General features: G+C 71.7%; 22 protein-coding genes. 13 read left to right on the top strand and 9 right to left on the bottom strand.

What is annotated here, in order from left to right:
• Positions 1 to 128: 128 nt before the first annotated feature.
• On the top strand, positions 129 to 1,544 hold the full coding sequence (locus CG723_RS07755) for a hypothetical protein (protein ID WP_199841683.1): 1,416 nt from the start codon (positions 129 to 131) through the stop codon (positions 1,542 to 1,544).
• Positions 1,545 to 1,560: 16 nt separating this feature from the next.
• Here the strand turns inward: CG723_RS07755 and CG723_RS07760 are convergent, their stop codons facing one another.
• Together CG723_RS07760 and ypfJ are read right to left on the bottom strand one after the other, a co-directional pair.
• Complete coding sequence (locus CG723_RS07760) at positions 1,561 to 1,977, bottom strand: VOC family protein (RefSeq protein ID WP_442802532.1); 417 nt, start codon at positions 1,975 to 1,977, stop codon at positions 1,561 to 1,563.
• A gap of 100 nt (positions 1,978 to 2,077) precedes the next feature.
• Positions 2,078 to 2,956 (bottom strand): KPN_02809 family neutral zinc metallopeptidase, encoded by an 879-nt coding sequence (ypfJ, locus tag CG723_RS07765; RefSeq protein WP_100592488.1) that lies wholly within the window; start codon positions 2,954 to 2,956, stop codon positions 2,078 to 2,080.
• A gap of 223 nt (positions 2,957 to 3,179) precedes the next feature.
• Between ypfJ and CG723_RS07770 the strand changes: the two genes are divergently transcribed.
• From CG723_RS07770 to CG723_RS07780, 3 genes are all read left to right on the top strand, one after another.
• Positions 3,180 to 4,778, top strand: coding sequence for an ABC-F family ATP-binding cassette domain-containing protein (locus CG723_RS07770; protein WP_100592489.1), 1,599 nt, complete (start codon positions 3,180 to 3,182; stop codon positions 4,776 to 4,778).
• Between the two features lie 406 nt (positions 4,779 to 5,184).
• Positions 5,185 to 5,409: a helix-turn-helix domain-containing protein gene (locus CG723_RS07775; RefSeq protein WP_189492003.1), complete on the top strand. Its 225-nt coding sequence runs from the start codon at positions 5,185 to 5,187 to the stop codon at positions 5,407 to 5,409.
• A gap of 129 nt (positions 5,410 to 5,538) precedes the next feature.
• On the top strand, positions 5,539 to 6,351 hold the full coding sequence (locus CG723_RS07780; RefSeq protein WP_100592490.1) for an enoyl-CoA hydratase/isomerase family protein: 813 nt from the start codon (positions 5,539 to 5,541) through the stop codon (positions 6,349 to 6,351).
• 33 nt (positions 6,352 to 6,384) lie between these two features.
• Here the strand turns inward: CG723_RS07780 and CG723_RS07785 are convergent, their stop codons facing one another.
• The gene (locus CG723_RS07785) at positions 6,385 to 7,119 is read right to left on the bottom strand and encodes an Asp23/Gls24 family envelope stress response protein (RefSeq protein ID WP_100592491.1); all 735 of its coding nucleotides are present in this window, start codon (positions 7,117 to 7,119) and stop codon (positions 6,385 to 6,387) included.
• A gap of 117 nt (positions 7,120 to 7,236) precedes the next feature.
• Between CG723_RS07785 and CG723_RS07790 the strand changes: the two genes are divergently transcribed.
• Genes CG723_RS07790 through amaP form a run of 5 tightly spaced genes read left to right on the top strand, consistent with a single transcriptional unit; the run spans position 7,237 to position 9,514 of the window.
• Positions 7,237 to 7,698, top strand: a complete 462-nt coding sequence (locus CG723_RS07790) for an Asp23/Gls24 family envelope stress response protein (protein ID WP_100592492.1) — start codon at positions 7,237 to 7,239, stop codon at positions 7,696 to 7,698.
• Between the two features lie 39 nt (positions 7,699 to 7,737).
• Entirely contained in the window at positions 7,738 to 7,923 is a 186-nt protein-coding gene (locus CG723_RS07795; RefSeq protein WP_100592493.1) for a hypothetical protein, read from the top strand.
• A 3-nt stretch (positions 7,924 to 7,926) separates the two neighbouring features.
• On the top strand, positions 7,927 to 8,271 hold the full coding sequence (locus CG723_RS07800; protein ID WP_100592494.1) for an Asp23/Gls24 family envelope stress response protein: 345 nt from the start codon (positions 7,927 to 7,929) through the stop codon (positions 8,269 to 8,271).
• Positions 8,268 to 8,930, top strand: coding sequence for a DUF6286 domain-containing protein (locus CG723_RS07805; RefSeq protein WP_100592495.1), 663 nt, complete (start codon positions 8,268 to 8,270; stop codon positions 8,928 to 8,930). Before CG723_RS07800 ends, CG723_RS07805 begins: the two co-directional genes overlap by 4 nt.
• Positions 8,927 to 9,514 carry an alkaline shock response membrane anchor protein AmaP gene (gene amaP / locus CG723_RS07810; protein ID WP_100592496.1) on the top strand — a complete coding sequence of 196 codons (588 nt, stop codon included), beginning with the start codon at positions 8,927 to 8,929 and terminating at the stop codon, positions 9,512 to 9,514. The genes CG723_RS07805 and amaP overlap by 4 nt, the downstream gene beginning before the upstream one ends.
• 52 nt (positions 9,515 to 9,566) lie before the next feature.
• On the opposite strand, the gene CG723_RS07815 is transcribed toward amaP, so the two are convergent.
• The 6 genes from CG723_RS07815 to CG723_RS07840 all read right to left on the bottom strand — a co-directional run bounded on the left by CG723_RS07815 (position 9,567) and on the right by CG723_RS07840 (position 15,034).
• On the bottom strand, positions 9,567 to 10,322 hold the full coding sequence (locus CG723_RS07815) for an SDR family oxidoreductase (protein ID WP_100592497.1): 756 nt from the start codon (positions 10,320 to 10,322) through the stop codon (positions 9,567 to 9,569).
• A 5-nt stretch (positions 10,323 to 10,327) separates the two neighbouring features.
• Entirely contained in the window at positions 10,328 to 12,112 is a 1,785-nt protein-coding gene (locus tag CG723_RS07820; protein WP_100592498.1) for a glycoside hydrolase family 15 protein, read from the bottom strand.
• An 88-nt stretch (positions 12,113 to 12,200) separates the two neighbouring features.
• Entirely contained in the window at positions 12,201 to 12,995 is a 795-nt protein-coding gene (locus tag CG723_RS07825; RefSeq protein WP_100592499.1) for an SURF1 family cytochrome oxidase biogenesis protein, read from the bottom strand.
• 55 nt (positions 12,996 to 13,050) lie between these two features.
• Complete coding sequence (locus tag CG723_RS07830) at positions 13,051 to 13,284, bottom strand: hypothetical protein (RefSeq protein ID WP_100592621.1); 234 nt, start codon at positions 13,282 to 13,284, stop codon at positions 13,051 to 13,053.
• A 63-nt stretch (positions 13,285 to 13,347) separates the two neighbouring features.
• Positions 13,348 to 14,343 carry a DEDDh family exonuclease gene (locus CG723_RS07835; protein WP_100592500.1) on the bottom strand — a complete coding sequence of 332 codons (996 nt, stop codon included), beginning with the start codon at positions 14,341 to 14,343 and terminating at the stop codon, positions 13,348 to 13,350.
• A gap of 61 nt (positions 14,344 to 14,404) precedes the next feature.
• On the bottom strand, positions 14,405 to 15,034 hold the full coding sequence (locus tag CG723_RS07840) for a TetR/AcrR family transcriptional regulator (RefSeq protein ID WP_234374182.1): 630 nt from the start codon (positions 15,032 to 15,034) through the stop codon (positions 14,405 to 14,407).
• A gap of 83 nt (positions 15,035 to 15,117) precedes the next feature.
• On the opposite strand from CG723_RS07840, the gene CG723_RS07845 reads away from it, so the two are divergent.
• From CG723_RS07845 to CG723_RS07860, 4 genes are read left to right on the top strand one after another with little or no spacing between them, the layout of a single operon-like run.
• Entirely contained in the window at positions 15,118 to 15,915 is a 798-nt protein-coding gene (locus CG723_RS07845; RefSeq protein ID WP_100592502.1) for an acetoacetate decarboxylase family protein, read from the top strand.
• Positions 15,915 to 16,799, top strand: a complete 885-nt coding sequence (locus CG723_RS07850; protein WP_100592503.1) for an SDR family NAD(P)-dependent oxidoreductase — start codon at positions 15,915 to 15,917, stop codon at positions 16,797 to 16,799. The genes CG723_RS07845 and CG723_RS07850 overlap by 1 nt, the downstream gene beginning before the upstream one ends.
• A gap of 10 nt (positions 16,800 to 16,809) precedes the next feature.
• Positions 16,810 to 18,093, top strand: coding sequence for an amidohydrolase family protein (locus CG723_RS07855; protein WP_100592504.1), 1,284 nt, complete (start codon positions 16,810 to 16,812; stop codon positions 18,091 to 18,093).
• A complete protein-coding gene (locus CG723_RS07860; RefSeq protein ID WP_100592505.1) occupies positions 18,090 to 19,316 on the top strand; it encodes an amidohydrolase family protein in 1,227 nt (408 codons plus the stop codon). The genes CG723_RS07855 and CG723_RS07860 overlap by 4 nt, the downstream gene beginning before the upstream one ends.
• Positions 19,317 to 19,318: the final 2 nt, after the last annotated feature.

Raw genomic sequence — 19,318 nt, forward strand, 5'->3', positions numbered from 1 at the left:
CAGATGTGCAGGAAGGCCCGCGTAGACCCCCGGCGCACGCCGGTCCGCGAACCCTCCCGCGGCGCCCGCAAAGAGCCCCGAAACGATTCCGTTTGGGTTTTCGGACCGTCAACCGGAAGACTGCCCCCGTGACGTCCCGTATCCCGCGCGACTCCAGGCTCCGACTCGTCCGCCCGCGCACCCTTGCCGCCGCCCCCGTGCGGACCGACGGAGTGGTGACCCAGGCACGCCCGCCCCGCCCGGCGCCCCGCCCGCCGGAGGGCACCCCACCCCCGGCGGAACTGGCCCGCATGGCCCGCCGCGGCCTCGCCGACGCCGTCCGCGTGGCCCGCTGGGCCGACGCCGTCCTCAGCCCCGGCAGCGGCCACGGCACCCCCGACGGCAGGGGCGCCCTGTCCCCACCCACCGCCGAACGCGCGGCGGCCGACCTGGACCTGACCCCGCGGCAGGTCCGCGCGGACTGGGACACCGCACGCCTCGCGGGCCTCGTCGAGGTGCACGGCGACAGCGCGCGCCCCGGCTGGCGCCTGCGCGCCTGGGACCGTGACGACACCGCCGTGCTGCGCGGCTGGGTCGCGCTCTTCGACGCCTGGTCCCTGGCCCACCCCGCCAACAAGAGCCTGGAGGCCGCCGCGGTCGCCGAGGTCGTCGAGGCGATGCCCCAGGTGCTCTCCCTCCTCCAGCTCTCGGCCGGCCCGGTCCCCGTACCGCAGCTCCTCGATCTGCTCGGCCAGCGCGTCGAGGAACTGCGCACGGAACGCTGCGAGATCCCCTACGGCCCGCAGCCCGAGCCCACCGACACCGCGACCGCCACCACCGGCACCACCCTCCCCCCGCTCCTCGACTGGGCCCTGCACGGCCTCGCCGCCGTCGGTGCCCTCACCTACGCCGACAGCCAGGCCACCCTCACGCCGCTCGGCAGCTGGGCGGTCTGGGTCAAGCTGGAGCAGATCTGCGTGGCCGCCCAGTCCCCGGCGGGCAACATCGAGCAGTCCGCCGATGCCATGCTCAGAGGCTGCGCACGGCTGCGCCCGAACGCGGCCCGCGCCGAATACCGCGCCTGGCTCGCCGCCCGCCCCGTCGGCAGCGCCGTCACCGAGCTGATCGCCGCCGCCCGCGGCGAGGACGCCCTGCTGCGCGGGCTCGCATTCGAGGCCCTGCGCGTCGTCGGAGCCCCCGCCGAGCCCGTCGTCCGGTCCGTCGCCGACGAGCCGCCACTGCGCCCCTACGCGCTGCTGTGGCTCGCCGAGTACGAGGGAGCCGATCCCGAGGACGTCCACATGGTGCTGACCCGTGAGGAGACGACCTGGCTGTGGGTGGACACCGCGGCGGCCGTCGCGGACCACGGCGAGGCCCAGCTCCTCGTACGCCACCTGGAGTCCGCCGTGCAGCCCACCGTGCCGGCCCTCCTCGACGAGGTCCGGGCGGCCGGGCACCCGCGCACTGTCCAGGTCCTCGTCGCGCTGGCCGCAGCGCACCCGGACCCGGCGCTCGCCAAGGCCGTCCGCCGGGCCGCCTTCCAGGTGCACACCGGAGGCGTGTGACGCCGCGCCCCTGCGATCAGGCCGGTATCTGCGGCGCGTACGTCCCGAAGCTCCACACGTTGCCCTCGGCGTCCTTGGCCATGTAGTCCCGGGAGCCGTAGTCCTGGTCCGTCGGGGGCATCAGGATCTCCACGCCGTGCTCGACGGCCCGGCGGTGATGGGCGTCGACGTCGTCCACGACGACATAGATGCCGGTCGGGCCCGCGCCCTTCATGGCCTCGTCGAAGCGGCCGCCGCGGCCCTTCGAGCCGAGCATCACCGCGCCGTTCCCGTACGTCAGCTCGGCGTGCATCACCGAGCCGCCCTCGCCCTCGTGCACGGCCGTGGCGGTGAAGCCGAACGCCGAGGTCAGCTGGTCGATCGCGGCCTTCGCGTCGGCGTACAGCAAGGACGGGTAGAAACTCGCGGGCCCCTCCCCCTTCGTACCGCTCACTGTGCTCACTCGTTCGTCACCTTCTTCGCCGGTCGGGACTGTGCTGCCGAATCCAGACTGGCACCCGGCACTGACAATCCGCCCGGCGAGCCGGCCGCGCTCACCGGAACGTGTTGCACCGCGCCATGTCGCCGGTGCGGTAGCCCTCGTAGAACCACTCCTGGCGCTGCTGGGCCGAGCCGTGCGTCCAGGACTCGGGCGTCACCCGGCCCTGGAACTTCTCCTGGATCCGGTCGTCGCCGACGGCGGCCGCCGCGCCCAGGCCGTCGCGGATGTCCGCGTCGGTGAGGTTCGTGATCAGCGGCTTGCCCGTCTTGTCGTCGGGCGTCGTCGTCGCGTGGTGCGCCCACACCCCGGCGTAGCAGTCCGCCTGGAGCTCGACCCGCACCGCGTTGCTGTTCTGGCCCGTACGCCCGTCCTGGGAGCGCTGGAGCGTCCCCATCAGGTTCTGGACGTGGTGTCCGTACTCGTGCGCCACCACGTACGCCTGCGCGAAGGGCCCGCCGCTGGAGCCGAACTTGGTGCGCAGGTCGTTGAAGAAGCCCAGGTCCAGATAGACCTTGCGGTCGCCCGGGCAGTAGAACGGCCCGACCGCCGAGGTCGCCGTGCCGCACGCCGTCTGGACCTGGCCGGTGAAGAACACGGTCTGCGCGGGGGAGTAGGTGCCCCTGCGGTCGCGGAACTCCTGACGCCAGTAGTCCTGGACGCTGTTGACGACCGCCACGATGCGGCAGTCCTCCTTGCTGTTCGCGTCCTGGCCCGTACGGCAGTCCTGGCTGACCTGGGCCGCGGACGAGACGGTGGCGTCGGGTTCGCCGCCGCCGGAGGACAGGCCGAATTCGTCGGTGCCGAAGAAGAGGCCGACCAGAAGGGCGAGCAACCCCGCGAGGCCGCCGCCGATGGTCCGCCGGCCGCCGGGGACCCGGCGCCTGTCCTGGACCTCGGAGGTGTCCAGGTCGGCGTCGTCGTCGAACTGCATGGCCGCACCGCCCTCTGCCGCACGTCAGGGGCGGCGGCCCGCCGCCCAACGCCCACTATCGGACACTTCGTGGCGGTCTGCCCCTCGGCCCCGGAACAGCACGGCGGAATCCTGTTTGCATCGTCCCGTTAGACTTGGCCCATGGCCATTCTCCGCACGCACTAGACGGCTCATCGCCCTCAGTAGCCCTTCCGCCGTCCATTCCCTGCTCAGGAGTCTGTCCGTGATCACCGCTTCGGCCATCGAGTTGCGCGCCGGCGCCCGCATCCTCATCGAGAACGCCACCTTCCGTATCGCCAAGGGCGACCGCATCGGCCTGGTCGGACGCAACGGCGCGGGCAAGACGACCCTCACCAAGTGCCTCGCCGGTGAAGGCACCCCGGCCGGCGGCACGATCGCCCGCTCCGGAGAGGTCGGCTACCTCCCGCAGGACCCCCGCACCGGCGACCTCGACATCCTGGCCCGCGACCGCATCCTGTCCGCGCGCGGCCTGGACACCCTGATCCAGAAGATGCGGGACAACGAGCAGCGCATCGCCAACGGCACGGGCGCCACGCGCGCGAAGGCCCTCAAGCAGTACGAGCGCCAGGAGACGGAGTTCCTCACCAAGGGCGGATACGCCGCCGAGGCCGAGGCCGCCACCATCGCCGCCGCGCTCAACCTGCCCGACCGCGTGCTCGGCCAGCCCCTGCACACGCTCTCCGGCGGTCAGCGCCGCCGTATCGAGCTGGCCCGCATCCTCTTCTCGGACGCCGACACCCTGCTCCTCGACGAGCCCACGAACCACCTCGACGCCGACTCCATCGTCTGGCTGCGCGACTACCTCAGGACGTACCGCGGCGGCTTCATCGTGATCTCCCACGACGTCGACCTCGTCGAGACGGTCGTCAACAAGGTGTTCTACCTGGACGCGAACCGCTCCCAGATCGACGTCTACAACATGGGCTGGAAGCTCTACCAGCAGCAGCGCGAGGCCGACGAGAAGCGCCGCAAGCGCGAGCGCCAGAACGCCGAGAAGAAGGCCGCGGCCCTCAACTCCCAGGCCGACAAGATGCGCGCCAAGGCGACCAAGACCGTCGCCGCGCAGAACATGGCCAAGCGCGCCGACCGGCTGCTCGCCGGGCTCGACGCGGTCCGGGTCTCCGACAAGGTCGCCAAGCTGCGCTTCCCCGAGCCCTCACCGTGCGGCAAGACGCCGCTGATGGCCGAGGGCCTGTCGAAGTCGTACGGCTCCCTGGAGATCTTCACCGACGTCGACCTGGCCATCGACAAGGGCTCGCGCGTCGTCATCCTCGGCCTCAACGGCGCCGGCAAGACCACCCTGCTCAAGCTGCTCGGCGGCGCCGAGAAGCCGGACACCGGCGAGATCATCGAGGGCCACGGCCTCAAGCTCGGCTACTACGCGCAGGAGCACGAGACCCTCGACCCCGAGCGCACGGTCCTGGAGAACATGCGCTCCGCCGCCCCCGACCTGGACCTGGTCGAGGTGCGCAAGACGCTGGGCTCGTTCCTGTTCTCCGGGGACGATGTCGACAAGCCGGCCGGTGTCCTGTCCGGCGGCGAGAAGACCCGCCTCGCGCTCGCGACGCTCGTCGTGTCCTCCGCGAACGTGCTGCTCCTCGACGAGCCCACCAACAACCTCGACCCGGCCAGCCGCGAGGAGATCCTCGGCGCGTTGCGCACCTACAAGGGCGCCGTCGTCCTCGTCACCCACGACGAGGGCGCCGTGGACGCGCTCCAGCCGGAGCGGATCATCCTGCTGCCCGACGGCGTCGAGGACCTCTGGGGCCAGGACTACGCGGATCTGGTCAGCCTCGCCTGACCCCGCCCGCGTCCCCTTCTGCGCCCCCTTCCGGGCGCGCACGATCACGGTCGGCCGTCAGCGCGGCTTGATCGAAAGCCTGATCCACTCGGTATGGATCATTCGGCCGATCCGTGATCCATCATCTGAGTGAGATCTCCTCGTACCGCGGTGTGTCCTACACGCATTCCGTCGCCGCACCCCCGCCGGGGCCCTTGTGCCACCTGGCAAGGCGCTGACCTGGCCTTTCGCGGGGAACCCCGTTTCAGGCCCCGCCCGGGTGCGCCCGGAACCCTCCGTTCCACTCGTGTCGGCCGCTTCCCGACCGCACAAGCTCGTCGTACGGACCTTGCCGAATGGGTGGCCAGGAAGCCCGGGAGGGGTGATCATGAGAAGTCCAGAGCGCACTTCCCATGAGGAGGCACGGGTGGCCGAGACTCTGAAGAAGGGCAGCCGGGTAACCGGCGCCGCGCGCGACAAGCTCGCGGCAGACCTGAAGAAGAAGTACGACTCCGGTGCGAGCATCCGAGCGCTGGCCGAGGAAACCGGCCGCTCGTATGGGTTCGTGCACCGGATGCTCAGTGAGTCGGGAGTCACGCTGCGAGGTCGCGGCGGGGCTACACGCGGCAAGAAGGCGACCGCGGCCGGCTGACCCGGGCAGTGCACAGGCTTCGATGGTGACCACCCGGTCGGTCCGCCGACCGGCCGGTTGGTTACTGTGCAGTAGTTTCGAGGACGTCGAAACGTCCTCGACCGACTGCGCACACCATCGGAGGCACACATGGCTTCGCCCGACAGCGGATCCGGCTCGCTCGCGCCGGTACTCGACAAGGACGGGGTCCGCCTCACCGTCGACGGCTCCATCGCCACGGTGACGCTGGCCAACCCGGACAAGCGCAACGCCCAAAGTCCCGCTCTGTGGCGGGCGTTGGCCGACGCCGGGAAGTCCCTGCCGGGCAGCGTGCGCGTCGTCGTACTGCGCGCGGAAGGACTCTCGTTCTCCGCGGGCCTCGACCGTCAGGCGTTCACGCCCGAGGGTTTCGACGGCGAGCCGTCCTTCATCGACCTGGCGCGCGGCTCCGACGACGTGCTCGACGACACCATCGCCGAGTACCAGGAGGCGTTCACCTGGTGGCGGCGCAGCGACCTCATCACAGTCGCCGCGGTGCAGGGACACGCGATCGGTGCCGGCTTCCAGCTCGCCCTCGCCTGCGATCTGCGGATCGCGGCCGAGGACGTGCAGTTCTCCATGCGCGAAACCAGCCTCGGTCTGGTGCCCGACCTCACCGGCACGCACCCCCTCGTCTCCCTCGTGGGATACGCGCGAGCCCTGGAGATCTGCGTCACAGGCCGCTACGTCCACGCCGACGAGGCCGGCCGCATCGGCCTGGCCAACCTCGTCGTGCCCGCCGACCAGCTCGACGCCGCCGCGCGCGACCTCGCCGGCGCACTCATCGCCGCGCCCCGCGACGCCGTCATCGAGACCAAGGCCCTGCTCCAGGGCGTCTCCGGACGCTCGTACGAGGAGCAGCGCACCGCCGAGCGCGCCGCACAGGGACGCCGGCTCCGGGACCTCGCGGGCCTCGGCGACTGACGCGACCCCCGCATGACCGGGGCCGGACGGCCCTCAGCTCACGGCGGTCACCAGAACGGCCACTGACGGATCATCCGCCAGGGCCTCGGTGACCGCCGTCCGCACGTCCCGCGCCACATCGAGCACCCGCCGCCCGCCCGACACGGCCAGTTCGATCCGCACATGGCGGCGCGGCAGCGTGGCCGCACCCTCGGGACGCTCCCCGATGTGCACCGCGCGCCCCAGGCCGCCCAGCGAACCGGTCAGCCGCGCCACCCCCGGGACGGAGAGCGCGGCCTGTCCGGCCCGTTCCTCGTCACTGTCGGCCTTCGCCTGCCCGCCGTCCGCGATATCTGGCTCTGAATGTCCTGGGGCGGCCTCGGTTTCCGGGCCGTCGTCGAGCAGCGCCGTCACCCGCAGGTCCACCTCCGCCACCGCGAGCCCGAGCCCGTCGGACGCCGCGCCGTTCAGGGCCGCCCGCAGCCGGGACGCGGCCGTGGGCAGCGGTTCGTCCGGCGCCGCGGCACACTCCGCGACAATCCTCAGCGGCCCCGGCGGCAGGGCACTCGGCGGCGCGGGCACCGCGGACTCGTAGGAACCGTCGGGGTCGGCGAGCTCGACGCGCAGGCTTCCCAACCGCACCCCGTGCACCGATTGGACTGCCTGGCGCAACGCCGACCGCGCCGCCGACTCGGCCAGCCAGCACCCGTCTCGCGGCCCTCCGAGCGGTACCAGCCTGCCGAGTCCGAGCTGGTGCCGTACTGCCTGCGTCCATCGGTCAGCGCTCATTGCCCCAGCCTGCCGTATCCCTGGCGCGCGACCGGGCAACCGCACTTAGTGTGGGCGAAAGAGCAGTGACTCCCAGAGAACGGCCTGAGAGAACCTCTTCGAAAGGGACGACCCGCGATGAGTGACACCGTAGAGAAGCCGGGCGAAGCGACCGGGGGCAGGACCAGTGTGACCAAGCGGGGCGGGGGATCCGCCGGGACGCGAGGGCGCACCACCATCGCCGACGGTGTGGTGGAGAAGATCGCCGGCCTCGCGGCGCGGGACGTCATGGGCGTGCACGCGATGGGCAGCGGCCTGTCCCGCACCTTCGGAGCCGTACGCGACCGGGTGCCCGGCGGCACCAAATCCGTGTCGCGCGGGGTGAAGGCCGAGGTCGGCGAGGTACAGACGGCGCTCGACCTGGAAATCGTCGTGGAGTACGGGGTGTCGATCGCCGACGTCGCCCGCGACGTGCGCGAGAACGTGGTCGCGGCCGTCGAGCGCATGACCGGCCTCGAGGTCGTCGAGGTCAACATCGCGGTGAGCGATGTGAAGCTGCCCGACGAAGAGGACGAGGAGCCGGAGTCCCGGCTTCAGTAACCATCCGCTCGCGAGCTTGCCCTTGAGGAGGAGCGCTCGATGAACCTGGCCGTGATCGGCATGATCGCCGGAATGGCTCTCGGATTCGCCGGATACTTCGGCGGCTTCGGGGCCTTCCTGCTGGTGGCGGCGCTCGGCGCCGTCGGCTTCGTCGCCGGCCGGTTCCTCGAGGGGGACCTGGAACCCGGCGACTTCTTCCGCACGCGCGGCGACCGGCGGCGGTGACCGGTGGCGACGCAGGTCGCGCCCGCCGAGCGCGGCGCGACCCGGATCGCCGACCGGGTCGTCGCGAAGATCGCCGCACAGGCGGCGCGTGAGGCGATCCCCGCCGTTCCCACGGGCGGCAGCGCGCCGCACGCCACCGTCTCCGTGCGCCACGACATCGCCCATGTGCGCATCAGTCTCGAGCTGGACTACCCCGGCGACATCGGGACGCAGTGCGGTGCCGTGCGTCGCCAAGTCGCCGAGCGGGTAAAGGCGTTGGCGGGGATGGAGGTGCCCGAGGTGGCCGTCCAGGTGGAGCGGCTGCACTCGGAGCACGATCGCGGCGCGGCACAGCGGAGGATCCGATGAGCGAGCCCACACAGCCCCTGCCCGTCGTCGAACGCGGGCAGGGCGAGCTCGACCAGTTCGGCCAGTCGGGGTCTGCGGCCACGTACAAGGCGCTGCCCACGCCGGAGGGCGGGCACGGCAACGGCCGCTTCTGGTCGCCGCGCCGCATCCCCGCCGCACTGGTCGCGGTCGTCCTCCTCGGTGCCTCCGGGGTTCTGCTGTACGACATCGCCGCCGTGCGCGCCGGTCACTCCGCGATGCACTGGCGGCGCGCCCTGGCCCGTGAACTCGCCGAGCGGCCCCTGGACAACGTGTGGGTGCTGGTCGGCGCCGGTGTGGCCGCCGCGCTCGGGCTGTGGCTGATCGTGCTCGCCGCGACGCCCGGCCTTCGCGCCGTCCTGCCGATGCGCCGCACCCACACCGACGTACGCGCCGGACTGCACCGCGACGCGGCCGCCATGGTCCTGCGCGACCGGGCCATGGAGGTGGCGGGCGTGCAGTCCGTACGCGTCCGGATGAAGCGCTCCAAGGTCGAGGTGCGGGCCCTCTCGCACTTCCGTCAACTCGACGACGTACGCGCCGACTTGGACACCGTGATCGGCGAGGCCGTCAAGGGTCTCGGTCTCACCTCCACGCCCGGCCTCTCCGTGCACGTGGCGCGGCCCGGAAAGAAGGGATGAGCCCCGTGCTCAGGACCGTGAACCGGGTCGTCGTCGGCCTCGTCGGACTGATCCTCGTCGTGATCGGGGGGTCCGTACTCGCCGTCGGACTCGGCGCGCCCCCGCCGTCCTGGTGGATCTACGACGGCCGGCACGACGTGCTGCTGAGCAAGGCGGACCGCTACCGGTGGCGCGACGACGGCTGGTGGTGGCCGGTCGTCATCGCCGCGATCGCCGTCTGCGTGCTGCTCGCCCTGTGGTGGCTGGTCGCCCAGTTGCGCCGGCGCCGGCTCACCGAGGTCCTCGTCGACACCGGGGACGGCGAGGGCGCGCTGCTGCGCGGGCGCGCGCTCGAAGGGGTCCTCGCCAGTGAGGCGGAGTCGCTCGACGGCGTGGAGCGCGCCGGGGTCGTCCTGACCGGGCGGCGCTCCGCACCCCAGGTACGCATGGGCCTGCTCCTCGAACCGCACGCGGAGCCGGGAGCGGCCCTCCAGCAGATCAGCGAGGAGGCCCTGGGGCACGCGCGGGACTCCGCCGGGCTCGCCGCCCTGCCGGCCGAGGTGCGGCTCCGCGCGGTGAAGCACCGCGCGGAGCGCGTGAGCTGACCCCGTGACTCGGAGCCCGTGACTCAGACCCCGTGACTCGGAGCCCGACTGTTCAGAAGCCGTGTCGGGAGCCGCCGTCCACCGGGAGCATCACGCCTGTGAGGTACGACGCGGCGGGCGAGAGGAAGAACGCGGCGGCGCGGCCGAACTCCTCCGGCCGGCCGTAGCGGCGCAGTGGGATGCGCGCCTCGTTGGCGGCGCGGGTCGCCTCCGGGTCGGCGGACAGGCCGTCGAGCTCGCGGACCCGGTCCGTGTCGATGCGTGCCGGGAGCAGCCCGACGACGCGGATGCCGCGCGGACCCAGCTCGTCCGCGAGGGACTTCGCGAAGCCGGCGAGCCCGGGGCGCAGACCGTTGGAGATGGTCAGGCCGGGGATCGGCTCGTGTACGGAGCCGGAGAGCACGAAGCCGATGACACCGCCCTCACCGAGCTCGGCCGCGGCCGAGCGGGCGAGCCGCACGGCGCCGAGGAAGACCGACTCGAAAGCCGACTCCCACTGCTCGTCGGTGTTGTCCGCCAGGAAGCCGGGGGCCGGCCCGCCGACGCTGATCAGTACGCCGTCGAAGCCGCCGAAGTTCTCGCGCGCGGCCTCGATCAGGCGCCGCGCGACGTCGGGGTCGGCGTTGTCGGCGGCGACGCCCACGGCGTTCTCGCCGAGCGCTTCGGCGGCCTCGGCCACCCGCTTCTCGTCCCGCCCGGTGATGATCACCTTCGCGTCGTCGGCGACGAGCTCACGCGCGGCGGCGTTGCCCAGGCCACGCGTGGCTCCGGTGACGACGTAGACACGGTCCTTCAGTCCAAGATCCATGGGTCCTATCCTGCCTCGCCGGTCCCGAACAGCGTGAGGGCGGTCCCCACCAGGCCGATATGGCTGAACGCCTGCGGGAAGTTCCCGAGCTGGCGCCCCGACAGGGGGTCGTACTCCTCGGCGAGCAGCCCCAGGTCGTTGCCGACCCCGCAGAGCTTGTCGAACAGCTCGCGGGCCTCCTGCGTACGGCCCGTCAGATGCAGCGCGTCGGCGAGCCAGAACGAGCAGACGAGGAACGTGCCCTCGCGGCCGGGGAGGCCGTCGAGGCCGCTCGCCTCGGCGCTGTAGCGGCGCACGAAGCCGTCGTGGGAGAGCTCGTCGCGGACCGCCTTGACGGTGCCGACGACGCGCGGGTCGTCGGGCGGCAGGAAGCCGACGCGGGGAATGAGCAGCAGCGAGGCGTCGAGCGCGGTCGAGCCGTAGTACTGGGTGAACGTGTTGCGTTCCGGGTCGTATCCGCGCGCCAGCACGTCACGGTGGATGTCGTCGCGGAGCCGCCTTATGGCGTCGAGATCGCCCAAAAGACCGGGCTCGTCCTCCAGGGCGCTGACGATACGGTCGGCGGCCACCCACGCCATCACCTTGGAGTGCACGAAGTGCCGGCGCGGGCCGCGGACCTCCCAGATCCCCTGGTCGGGCTGGCGCCACGCGGTGCTCAGAAACCCCACGAGGGCCAGCTGCAGCCGCCATGCGTGCGGTTCGGACGGCATGCCCGCCTGCCGCGCCAGGGCGAGCGAGTCGATCACTTCCCCGTACACGTCGAGCTGGAGCTGGTGCGCGGCGTCGTTGCCCGAGCGTACGGGGACGGAGTGGCTGTATCCGGCCAGCCACGGGAGTTCGATCTCGGGCAGCCGGCGCTCGCCCGAGAGTCCGTACATGATCTGCAGGTCCGCAGGATCGCCCGCGACCGCGCGCAGCAGCCAGTCACGCCACGCCTCGGCCTCGTCCAGATAGCCCGCCGACACGAGCGCGCCCAGCGTGAGCGTCGAGTCGCGCAGCCAGCAGTAGCGGTAGTCCCAGTTGCGCACGCCGCCGAGCTCCTCCGGCAGCGATGTCGTCGGCGCGGCGACGACCCCGCCGGTCGGCTCGAACGTGAGCGCCTTCAGGGTGAGCAGGGAGCGCAGGACCGCGTCCTTGTGCGGGCCCTCGTAGCGGCACTGCGCCGACCACTCCTCCCACTCCTCCTGGGAGCGGCGCAGGGACTCGAACGGGTCGATGAGGCCCGGGCGCGGCTCGTGCGACGGGTGCCAGGTCAGCACGAACGCGACGGACTCACCCTCCTCGACGGTGAACTCGGAGTGCGTGGTGAGGTCCTTGCCCCAGGTGTGCACGGGGGGTTCGCTGCGTAGCCACATCGAGTCGGGCCCCGCGACGGCCACGTGGTGGCCGTCGGACCTGCGCACCCACGGCACGATCGACCCGTAGTCGAAGCGCAGACGCAGCGTGCTGCGCATCGTGACGCGGCCTCTGAGTCCCTCGACGAGGCGTACGAGGTCGGGGGCCTTGTCGCGCTGCGGCATCAGGTCGGTGACCCGGACACTGCCCTCGTCGGTGTCCCATTCCGAGTCGAGGATCAGGGTGCCGGGGCGGTAGGAGCGGCGCGTGCAGTCGCCCCCGTCCTTCGGGCCGAGCTGCCAGTGGCCGTTGTCCTCCTTGCCCACGAGCGCCGCGAAACACGCCGCCGAGTCGAAGCGCGGGAGGCAGAGCCAGTCGACGGAGCCGGCACGGGAGATGAGGGCGGCCGTCTGCTGGTCGCCGATGAGCGCGTAGTCCTCAAGAGGTCGGTGCACGTGAGCCGGGTTCCCGGCGGACGGGGCCGCCAATCCCACCGGGGGCCGGGCGGGTGAGGGCGAATGCGCGTGCGGTGGTGGCCCGGGCCTACACGGTGGCGGGCTCGGGGCCCGCCGGGGTCTCTTCCGCCGTCGCCGCCTCGGCGCGGTCGCGGCGCTCGCGCCGGACAAGGACGACGAAGCCGACGGGCACGGCCGCGGCGAACAGCCACCACTGGACGGCGTACGCCATGTGTGGCCCGATGTCGCTGTGGTTGGGCGTCGGAATCAGCTGGGGGGTGTTGTGCCTCGGCTCGGGCGTCGTCTGCTCGATGAAGCCGCCGAGGACCTGCTTGCCGAGCGCCTTGGCCTGCTGGCCGCTGCTGATCAGCATGATCTGACGGTCCGGCAGGCCCTTGATGTCCTTGATGCCGCTCGCGGCGGTCGTCTCGTCGGCCATGAGGCGGCCGGTGACGGTGATCTCGCCGCGCGCGGGCGCCGGGATCTTCGGGAACGCGGTCTGCGCGCCGTCGGCCGGGATCCAGCCGCGGTTGACCAGGAGCACCTTGCCGTCGTCGAGGACGAACGGGGTCAGGACATGGAAGCCGACCTCGTCGTCGGTGTTCGTGCGGCGCCGCACGACGACCTCGTGCGCGGTGTCGAACGTCCCCTTCGCGGAGACCCTGCGGTGGATCTCGGCCTTGGGAACGGGCTTCCCCGGAGAGGTGAGCTGCTCGGCGGGCAGCGGCTTCGCGGCGAGCGCGGCACCGATCTGGTCGTTCTGCGCGACGCGGTGCTCGTGACGGTGCAGCTGCCAGAAGCCCAGCTCGATCATCGTGGGGATGAGGAGAAGGGTGATGAGGGTGAGGATCACCCACTGCCGGGACAACAGGAAGCGGTACACCCCACGACCGTACAACTCGGTCGTGGGGCGACATCACGGGGGTGTGCCCGGTGGGTCAGACCTTGTCGACGATCCCCACCTTCCCCTCCGCGCGGGAGCAGTGCGCCCCGCAGTACCAGTGCCCGTCGACCTCTACTCCCTGCCCGACGATGCGGCACCGGCAGTGCTCGCAGATCGGTGCCATGCGGTGGATGGCGCAGGAGAAACAGTCGAAGACGTGCACCGCGCCCTGCGCGTGCACCTCGAAGGACATTCCGTAGTCGTTTCCGCAGACCTCACAACGTGCCATGCGCCACAGGGTGGGCGTCGCGGTCGCGCGGGGCGAGCGGTGGGCGGGCGAGTCGCCGCGCAATCACCCGTCTGACGCCGGGGCCACGTCCCGCAGGAGCTGACCGAAAGCCGCCTCGTCGATGACCGGTGTCCCGTACTGCTTCGCCTTGACGGCCTTCGACGTATAGGAGTCGGGGTCGTTCGTGACGAGGACGCTGGTGAGCCGGGACAGGCTCGTCGCGATGTGCAGTCCGGCCTCGACGGCGCGGTCCTCCAGGAGTTCGCGGTCCACCGAGGTGTCTCCGGAGAACGCCACCCGCATGCCCTGCTTGAGCTGTTTGCCCGGTTCGTACCGTCCGGGGTTCGGGTACGGGCACGGCTGCCGCTTGCGCGAGGGGCGCCACGTCCCGCCGCCCCCGTACGAGGACGACGACGGGGCCGAGCCCTGGCGGCCGATCCGTGCCGCGCCGTCCGTCCACTCCGTGAGCGGCCTGCACTCGAGCAGGGGCAGACGCACGCCGCCGCTCGCGGCGGCCCGCAGGCTCGGCCGGAACGCCTCGGCGAGCACGCGCGCGTCGTCGAGGGCGTGGTGCGCGTTGCGCTGGACGACGCCGAAGTGTGCGGCGAGGGACTCCAGCTTGTGGTTGGGCAGGGGGAGTCCGAGCTCCTTGGACAGTGCGATGGTGCACAGGCGCTGGCGGACGGGGGCGGTGCTCTCCGCGCGGGCGTACTCGCGGGCGATCATCGACCAGTCGAAGACCGCGTTGTGCGCGACGAGGACGCGGCCGTCGAGCCGGGTCGCGAACTCCTCGGCGATGTCCTTGAAGAGGGGTGCGCCTTCGAGCGTGTCGTTCGTCAGGCCGTGGATCCAGACGGGGCCCGGGTCGCGCTCGGGGTTGACCAGCGTGTACCAGTGGTCCTCGACCTCGCCCCGCGCGTCGAGCCGGTAGACGGCTGCGGAGATTATCCGGTCGTCCCGGGAAAGGCCGGTGGTCTCCACGTCGACGACCGCGTATCCCTGCGGATACGCGGCCGGCCACGGAGCGGCGGACGCGGCGGTCGTCTGGTCTTCGAGCATGGTCCATGAGGATACGGGCCACGACTGACACCTCCGTCGCCCGGCCCCGCGGCAGCGTCCGTTATGTCCGCAACAGGCCTGACACCAGAGCCCTGACGGAGACGTCGAACACCTTCTCCGGGTCGGCCGGAAGGCTGAGCGCGCGCGCCAGCGTGGCGTCGCCCTCCGCCGTCCGTGCGCCCCACAGCTCCTCCTCGCCGGGCCGCTGCACGGGCGCGCGCTCGCGTTGACGCTCCACCAGGACATGGCCGACGACGTGGAACTGCACCGCCCGCACGACTCCGGCGGCGCGGGTCCCGCGCAGGCCCGCGGCGTGCACCTCGCGCACGAGGACCTGTTGCGCAGGCAGGAACATCCGTTCGGTCAGGCCGCGTTCGTGCACCATCGCGACGAGGTGGGGATGGTCGCGCAGCTGCCGGCGCAGGGCACGGGCGACGGAGACGACGCGCGCCTGCGGTGTGGCGCCGCGGGGGCGGATCTCGCCGAGGTCGGCGACGGTGCGCTCGACGAGGGCTTCGAGCAGCGACTCGCGGTTGCCGACGTGCCAGTAGATGGAGGTGACGGCGGTACCGAGCTCGGCGGCGAGCTTGCGCATCGTCAGGGACTGCGGACCCTGCTGTTTCACCAGCTTTGAGGCGGCGGCGAGGACCTGTTCCCGGTCGAGATGTGCGCGCGTGTCTTTACCCTTCACGGAAGCTGTTGTAACTGTGTTACAGAGCATCCGCAAGTGCACGCCCGTCCACGCAAGTCCGCGCCGACGAAGGGTGGTACGACATGGCACGCATTCGATACGGAGCACGCACGGAGGCGGAGATCTCCGCCGCGCGCACCGCGAGCTCGAAGCTCCCCGACATCTGGTCCACGGGGGTGGTGGCCGTCTGGGAGAGCGACCCGGACGCGGTCGCTGCGGTACTTCCGCCCCCGCTCAAGCCCACCGAACGCCCGCTGGTGCGGGCCAACATCAGCAAGGTCGACCTGCCCGGCTACCCCCTGGGCGCCGGCTCGGTCGCCGTCGCCGCCGAGCACGGCGGCGTCGAGGGCTGGTATCCGCTCGTCATGCCGATGACGCACGAGCGCGCCCTGGTCGGCGGCCGTGAGGTCTTCGGCGAGCCCAAGAAGCTCGGCGAGGTGAGCGTCGAGCGCGACGGCCTCGTGGTGCGCGCGGCGCTCGCCCGGCACGGCATCGCCTTCGTGGAGGTGCGCGGCGCGGTGAGTGGCGCGCTGCCGTTGCCCGAGCCGGCGCTGAAGACGGATTTCTACTTCAAGTTCCTTCCCGCGGTGGACGGTTCGGGCTTCGACGTCGAGCCGGTGCTCGTGCACTGCCAGCGCAACGAGAAGATCCGCAAGCTGGAGCGGATCGCTGGGGACGTCGTCCTGCGGGAGTCGATGTACGACCCGGTCGCCGACCTGCCGGTGCGCGCCCTCGTCGAGCTCACCATCGGCGAGAAGACCACCGACCAGAAGGGCCGGGTCGTCGAACGCGTCAGCGCGCAGGCCCTGCTGCCGTACATCCACCAGCGCTACGACGACCCGCAGCAGATCCTCGACGGGCCACCCGAGGGGAGCGTCTGATGCGGCTGGAGGCGGGACAGGTCGCCGTCGTCACGGGCGCGGCGAGCGGCATCGGCCTTGCCATGGCACGGCGGTTCGCGGCCGACGGCCTGAAGGTCGTGCTCGCGGACGTCGAGGAGTCCGCCCTGGAGAAGGCCGCCGCCGGCCTGCGCGAGGACGGCGCCACCGTGCACGCGCGCGTGGTCGACGTCGGGGACCGCGGCCAGGTCTTCGCTCTCGCGGACGCGGCGTACGAGAGGTTCGGCGCCGTCCATGTCCTGTGCAACAACGCGGGCGTCGGCTCGGGCGCCGAGGGCCGCATGTGGGAGCACGAACCGAACGACTGGAAGTGGGCCTTCGAGGTCAACGTGTGGGGCGTCTTCCACGGCATCCAGGCCTTCGTGCCGCGCATGATCGAGGGAGGCGCGCCCGGCCACGTCGTCAACACGTCCTCCGGCGACGGCGGCATCGCCCCGCTGCCCACCGCCTCCGTGTACGCGGTCACCAAGGCGGCCGTCGTGACGATGACCGAGTCCCTGTACGCGCACCTGAAGGCGGAGCACGCGCGCGTGGGCGCCTCCGTGCTCTTCCCCGGACCCCACATGCTGCGCACCGGGCTGTGGGAGTCGCACCGCAACCGGCCCGAGCGGTACGCCAAGGAGAGGCCGCGCAGGACCCCGTACCGCAGCCTCGGCCAGTGGGAGTCCGCGATGAAGGAAGCGGGCCAGGAGGTGGCGTTCACGCCGGTCGAGGAGGTCGCGGACTTCGTCGCCGAGGGCATCGCGGCCGGCCGCTTCTGGCTGCTGCCCGAGAGCGAGCACAGCGACCGGCAGATCAAGGCCAGGTCCGCCTCGATGCTGGAGCGCGCGAACCCGGCGTACCTGGAGAGCTTCATTCTGGACTGAAGGGCATGTGATGACCGACCAGGACCCCTACCTGATCATCTCCTCCGACTGCCACGCCGGGCTGCCCACCGAGGAGTACCGGCCCTATCTGGACAGCCGCTTCCACCGCGCCTTCGACGAGTTCCTCGGCGAGCGGGGCGCCCGCCGCGAGGAGGCGACGCGGCTCGGCATCCGCAACGACGCGTTCGCCGCCAAATGGTTCGCCGACAACTCGGAAGGCCTGCGCGGCGGTTGGGACTCCGCGCAGCGCCTCAAGGAGCTGGACGGCGACGGGGTGGCCGCCGAGGTCGTCTTTCCCGACGCGGACGCCGTGGACAGCCGGACGGCGGCGCCTTTCGGCGTCGGGCTCGGGCTCTCGGGTGACCAGGATCCGGAGCTCGGCATGGCGGGCGCTCAGGCGCACAACCGCTGGCTCGCCGACTTCGTGTCCGAACACCCCGAACGGCACTGCGGCGTCGCCCTGTTGCCCATCACCGGCGAGGTCGAGCGCGTCGTGGCGGAGGTCCACCGCGCCAAGGAGTCCGGGCTCGGCGCGCTGATGATTCCCTCCATGTGGGTCGACAAGGCGCCCTACCATGACCGGCGTTACGACCCCGTGTGGGCCGCGGCGGCGGAGTGTGCGATGCCCGTGGTCACGCACTCCGGGGCGGCGCCCCGCCACGAGTACGGCGACCACCTCGGGATCTATGTCTCCGAAGTGACGTGGTGGCCGGCGCGACCACTGTGGTTCATGCTCTGGTCGGGCGTCTTCGAGCGCCACCCGGGCCTGAAGTTCGGCGTCGCCGAGTCGGGCTGCTGGTGGCTGCCCAACCTGCTGTGGTTCATGGACCGCCTCTACCTGGGCGCGCACGGCGGCAAAAAGCTCTCGCCGTTCGCCGAGCTCAAGCGCTCCCCGCACGAGTACCTGGACCGCCAGGTGTTCATCTGCGCCACCAACACCAAGCGCCGCGAACTCGCCCAGCGCTACGAGATCGGGGTCGACAACATCCTCTGGGGCAGCGACTTCCCGCACCCCGAGGGCACCTGGCCCGACACGCGCACGTGGCTGAAGAAGACCTTCCACGACATTCCGGTGGCGGAGACCCGGCGCATGCTGGGCCTCGCCGCCGCCGAGGTCTTCGGCTTCGACACCGGGAAGCTGGCCCCGCTGGCCGCCCGCATCGGCCCGACCCCCGCCGAACTCGGCCAGGACACCGACCAGTCGGCCGTCGAGGCCTCCTGGGCGCGCTCGCGCGAGGTGGGCCGCCACTGGCTGACCGACCACGACTTCCCCACCCTGGGGGTGACCTCATGAGCGAGCGCTACACCGTGATCTCCGCGGACTGCCACGCGGGAGCCGATCTCCTCGACTACCGGCCCTACTTGGAGTCCCGCCACCACGACGCGTTCGACGCGTGGGCGGCGAGCTACGTCAATCCGTACGCCGACCTGCTCGCGGACACCGCCGACCGCAACTGGAACTCGGACCGGCGCATCGCCGAGCTCGAACAGGACGGGATCGTCGCGGAGGTCGTCTTCCCGAACACGATCCCGCCGTTCTTCCCGTCCGCGTCCCTGATGGCCCCGGCCCCGACCCGCGAGGAGTTCACGCGGCGCTGGGCGGGGCTGCGTGCCCACAACCGCTGGCTCGCCGACTTCTGCGCCGCCGCTCCGGGGCGCAGGGCGGGCGTCTTCCAGATCCTCCTCAACGACGTCGACGAGGCCGTCAAGGAGATCAGGTGGGCTGCTGCCGCCGGGCTCAAGGGCGGCCTGCTGCTGCCCGGCACACCGCCGGGCTCGGGCCTTCCCGAGCTGTACTCGGCAGCGTACGACCCGATCTGGGCCACCTGCGCCGAGCTCGGTGTGCCGGTCAACCACCACGCGGGCTCGGCGTCCCCGCCGCTCGGCGACGAACCGGCGGCGCGCGCCGTGTTCATGGTGGAGACGACGTGGTTCTCGCACCGGGCCCTGTGGCACCTGGTGTTCGGCGGCGCGTTCCGCCGCCATCCCGGCCTGAAGCTGGTCCTCACCGAGCAGGGCTCGGGCTGGATCCCCGGGGTCCTGGACATGCTGGACTACTACCACGGGCGACTCGTGGCGGCGGCGACGCGGGCGAACACGGCGGAGTCCAAGTTCGGTGCGGGGCTCGCCGATTCGATGGGCAAGGGGCCGTCCGAGGTGTGGCGTGAGAACTGCTACGTGGGGGCCAGCTTCATGCGCCCGCACGAGGTGCCCCTGCGCGACCGCATCGGCCTCGACAAGATCATGTGGGGCAGCGACTACCCGCACGACGAGGGCACGTACCCGTACACGCGCGAAGGGCTGCGGATCGCGTACGCGGGGCTGCCGCGCGACGAGATCGCCGCGATGGTCGGCGGCAACACGGCCCGTGTCTACGGCTTCGACCTCGGTCTGCTCGACCCGATCGCGGCCCGCGTCGGACCGACCGTCCAGGAACTGGGCGAACCCCTCGACGAGGCGCCGAAGGACGCGACAAGTCCGGTGTTCGCCCGGGGAGGGTCGGTCCGGATCTGGTGACC

Source organism: Streptomyces sp. CB01635 (genome assembly GCF_002803065.1).
Classification (GTDB): Bacteria; Actinomycetota; Actinomycetes; order Streptomycetales; family Streptomycetaceae; genus Streptomyces.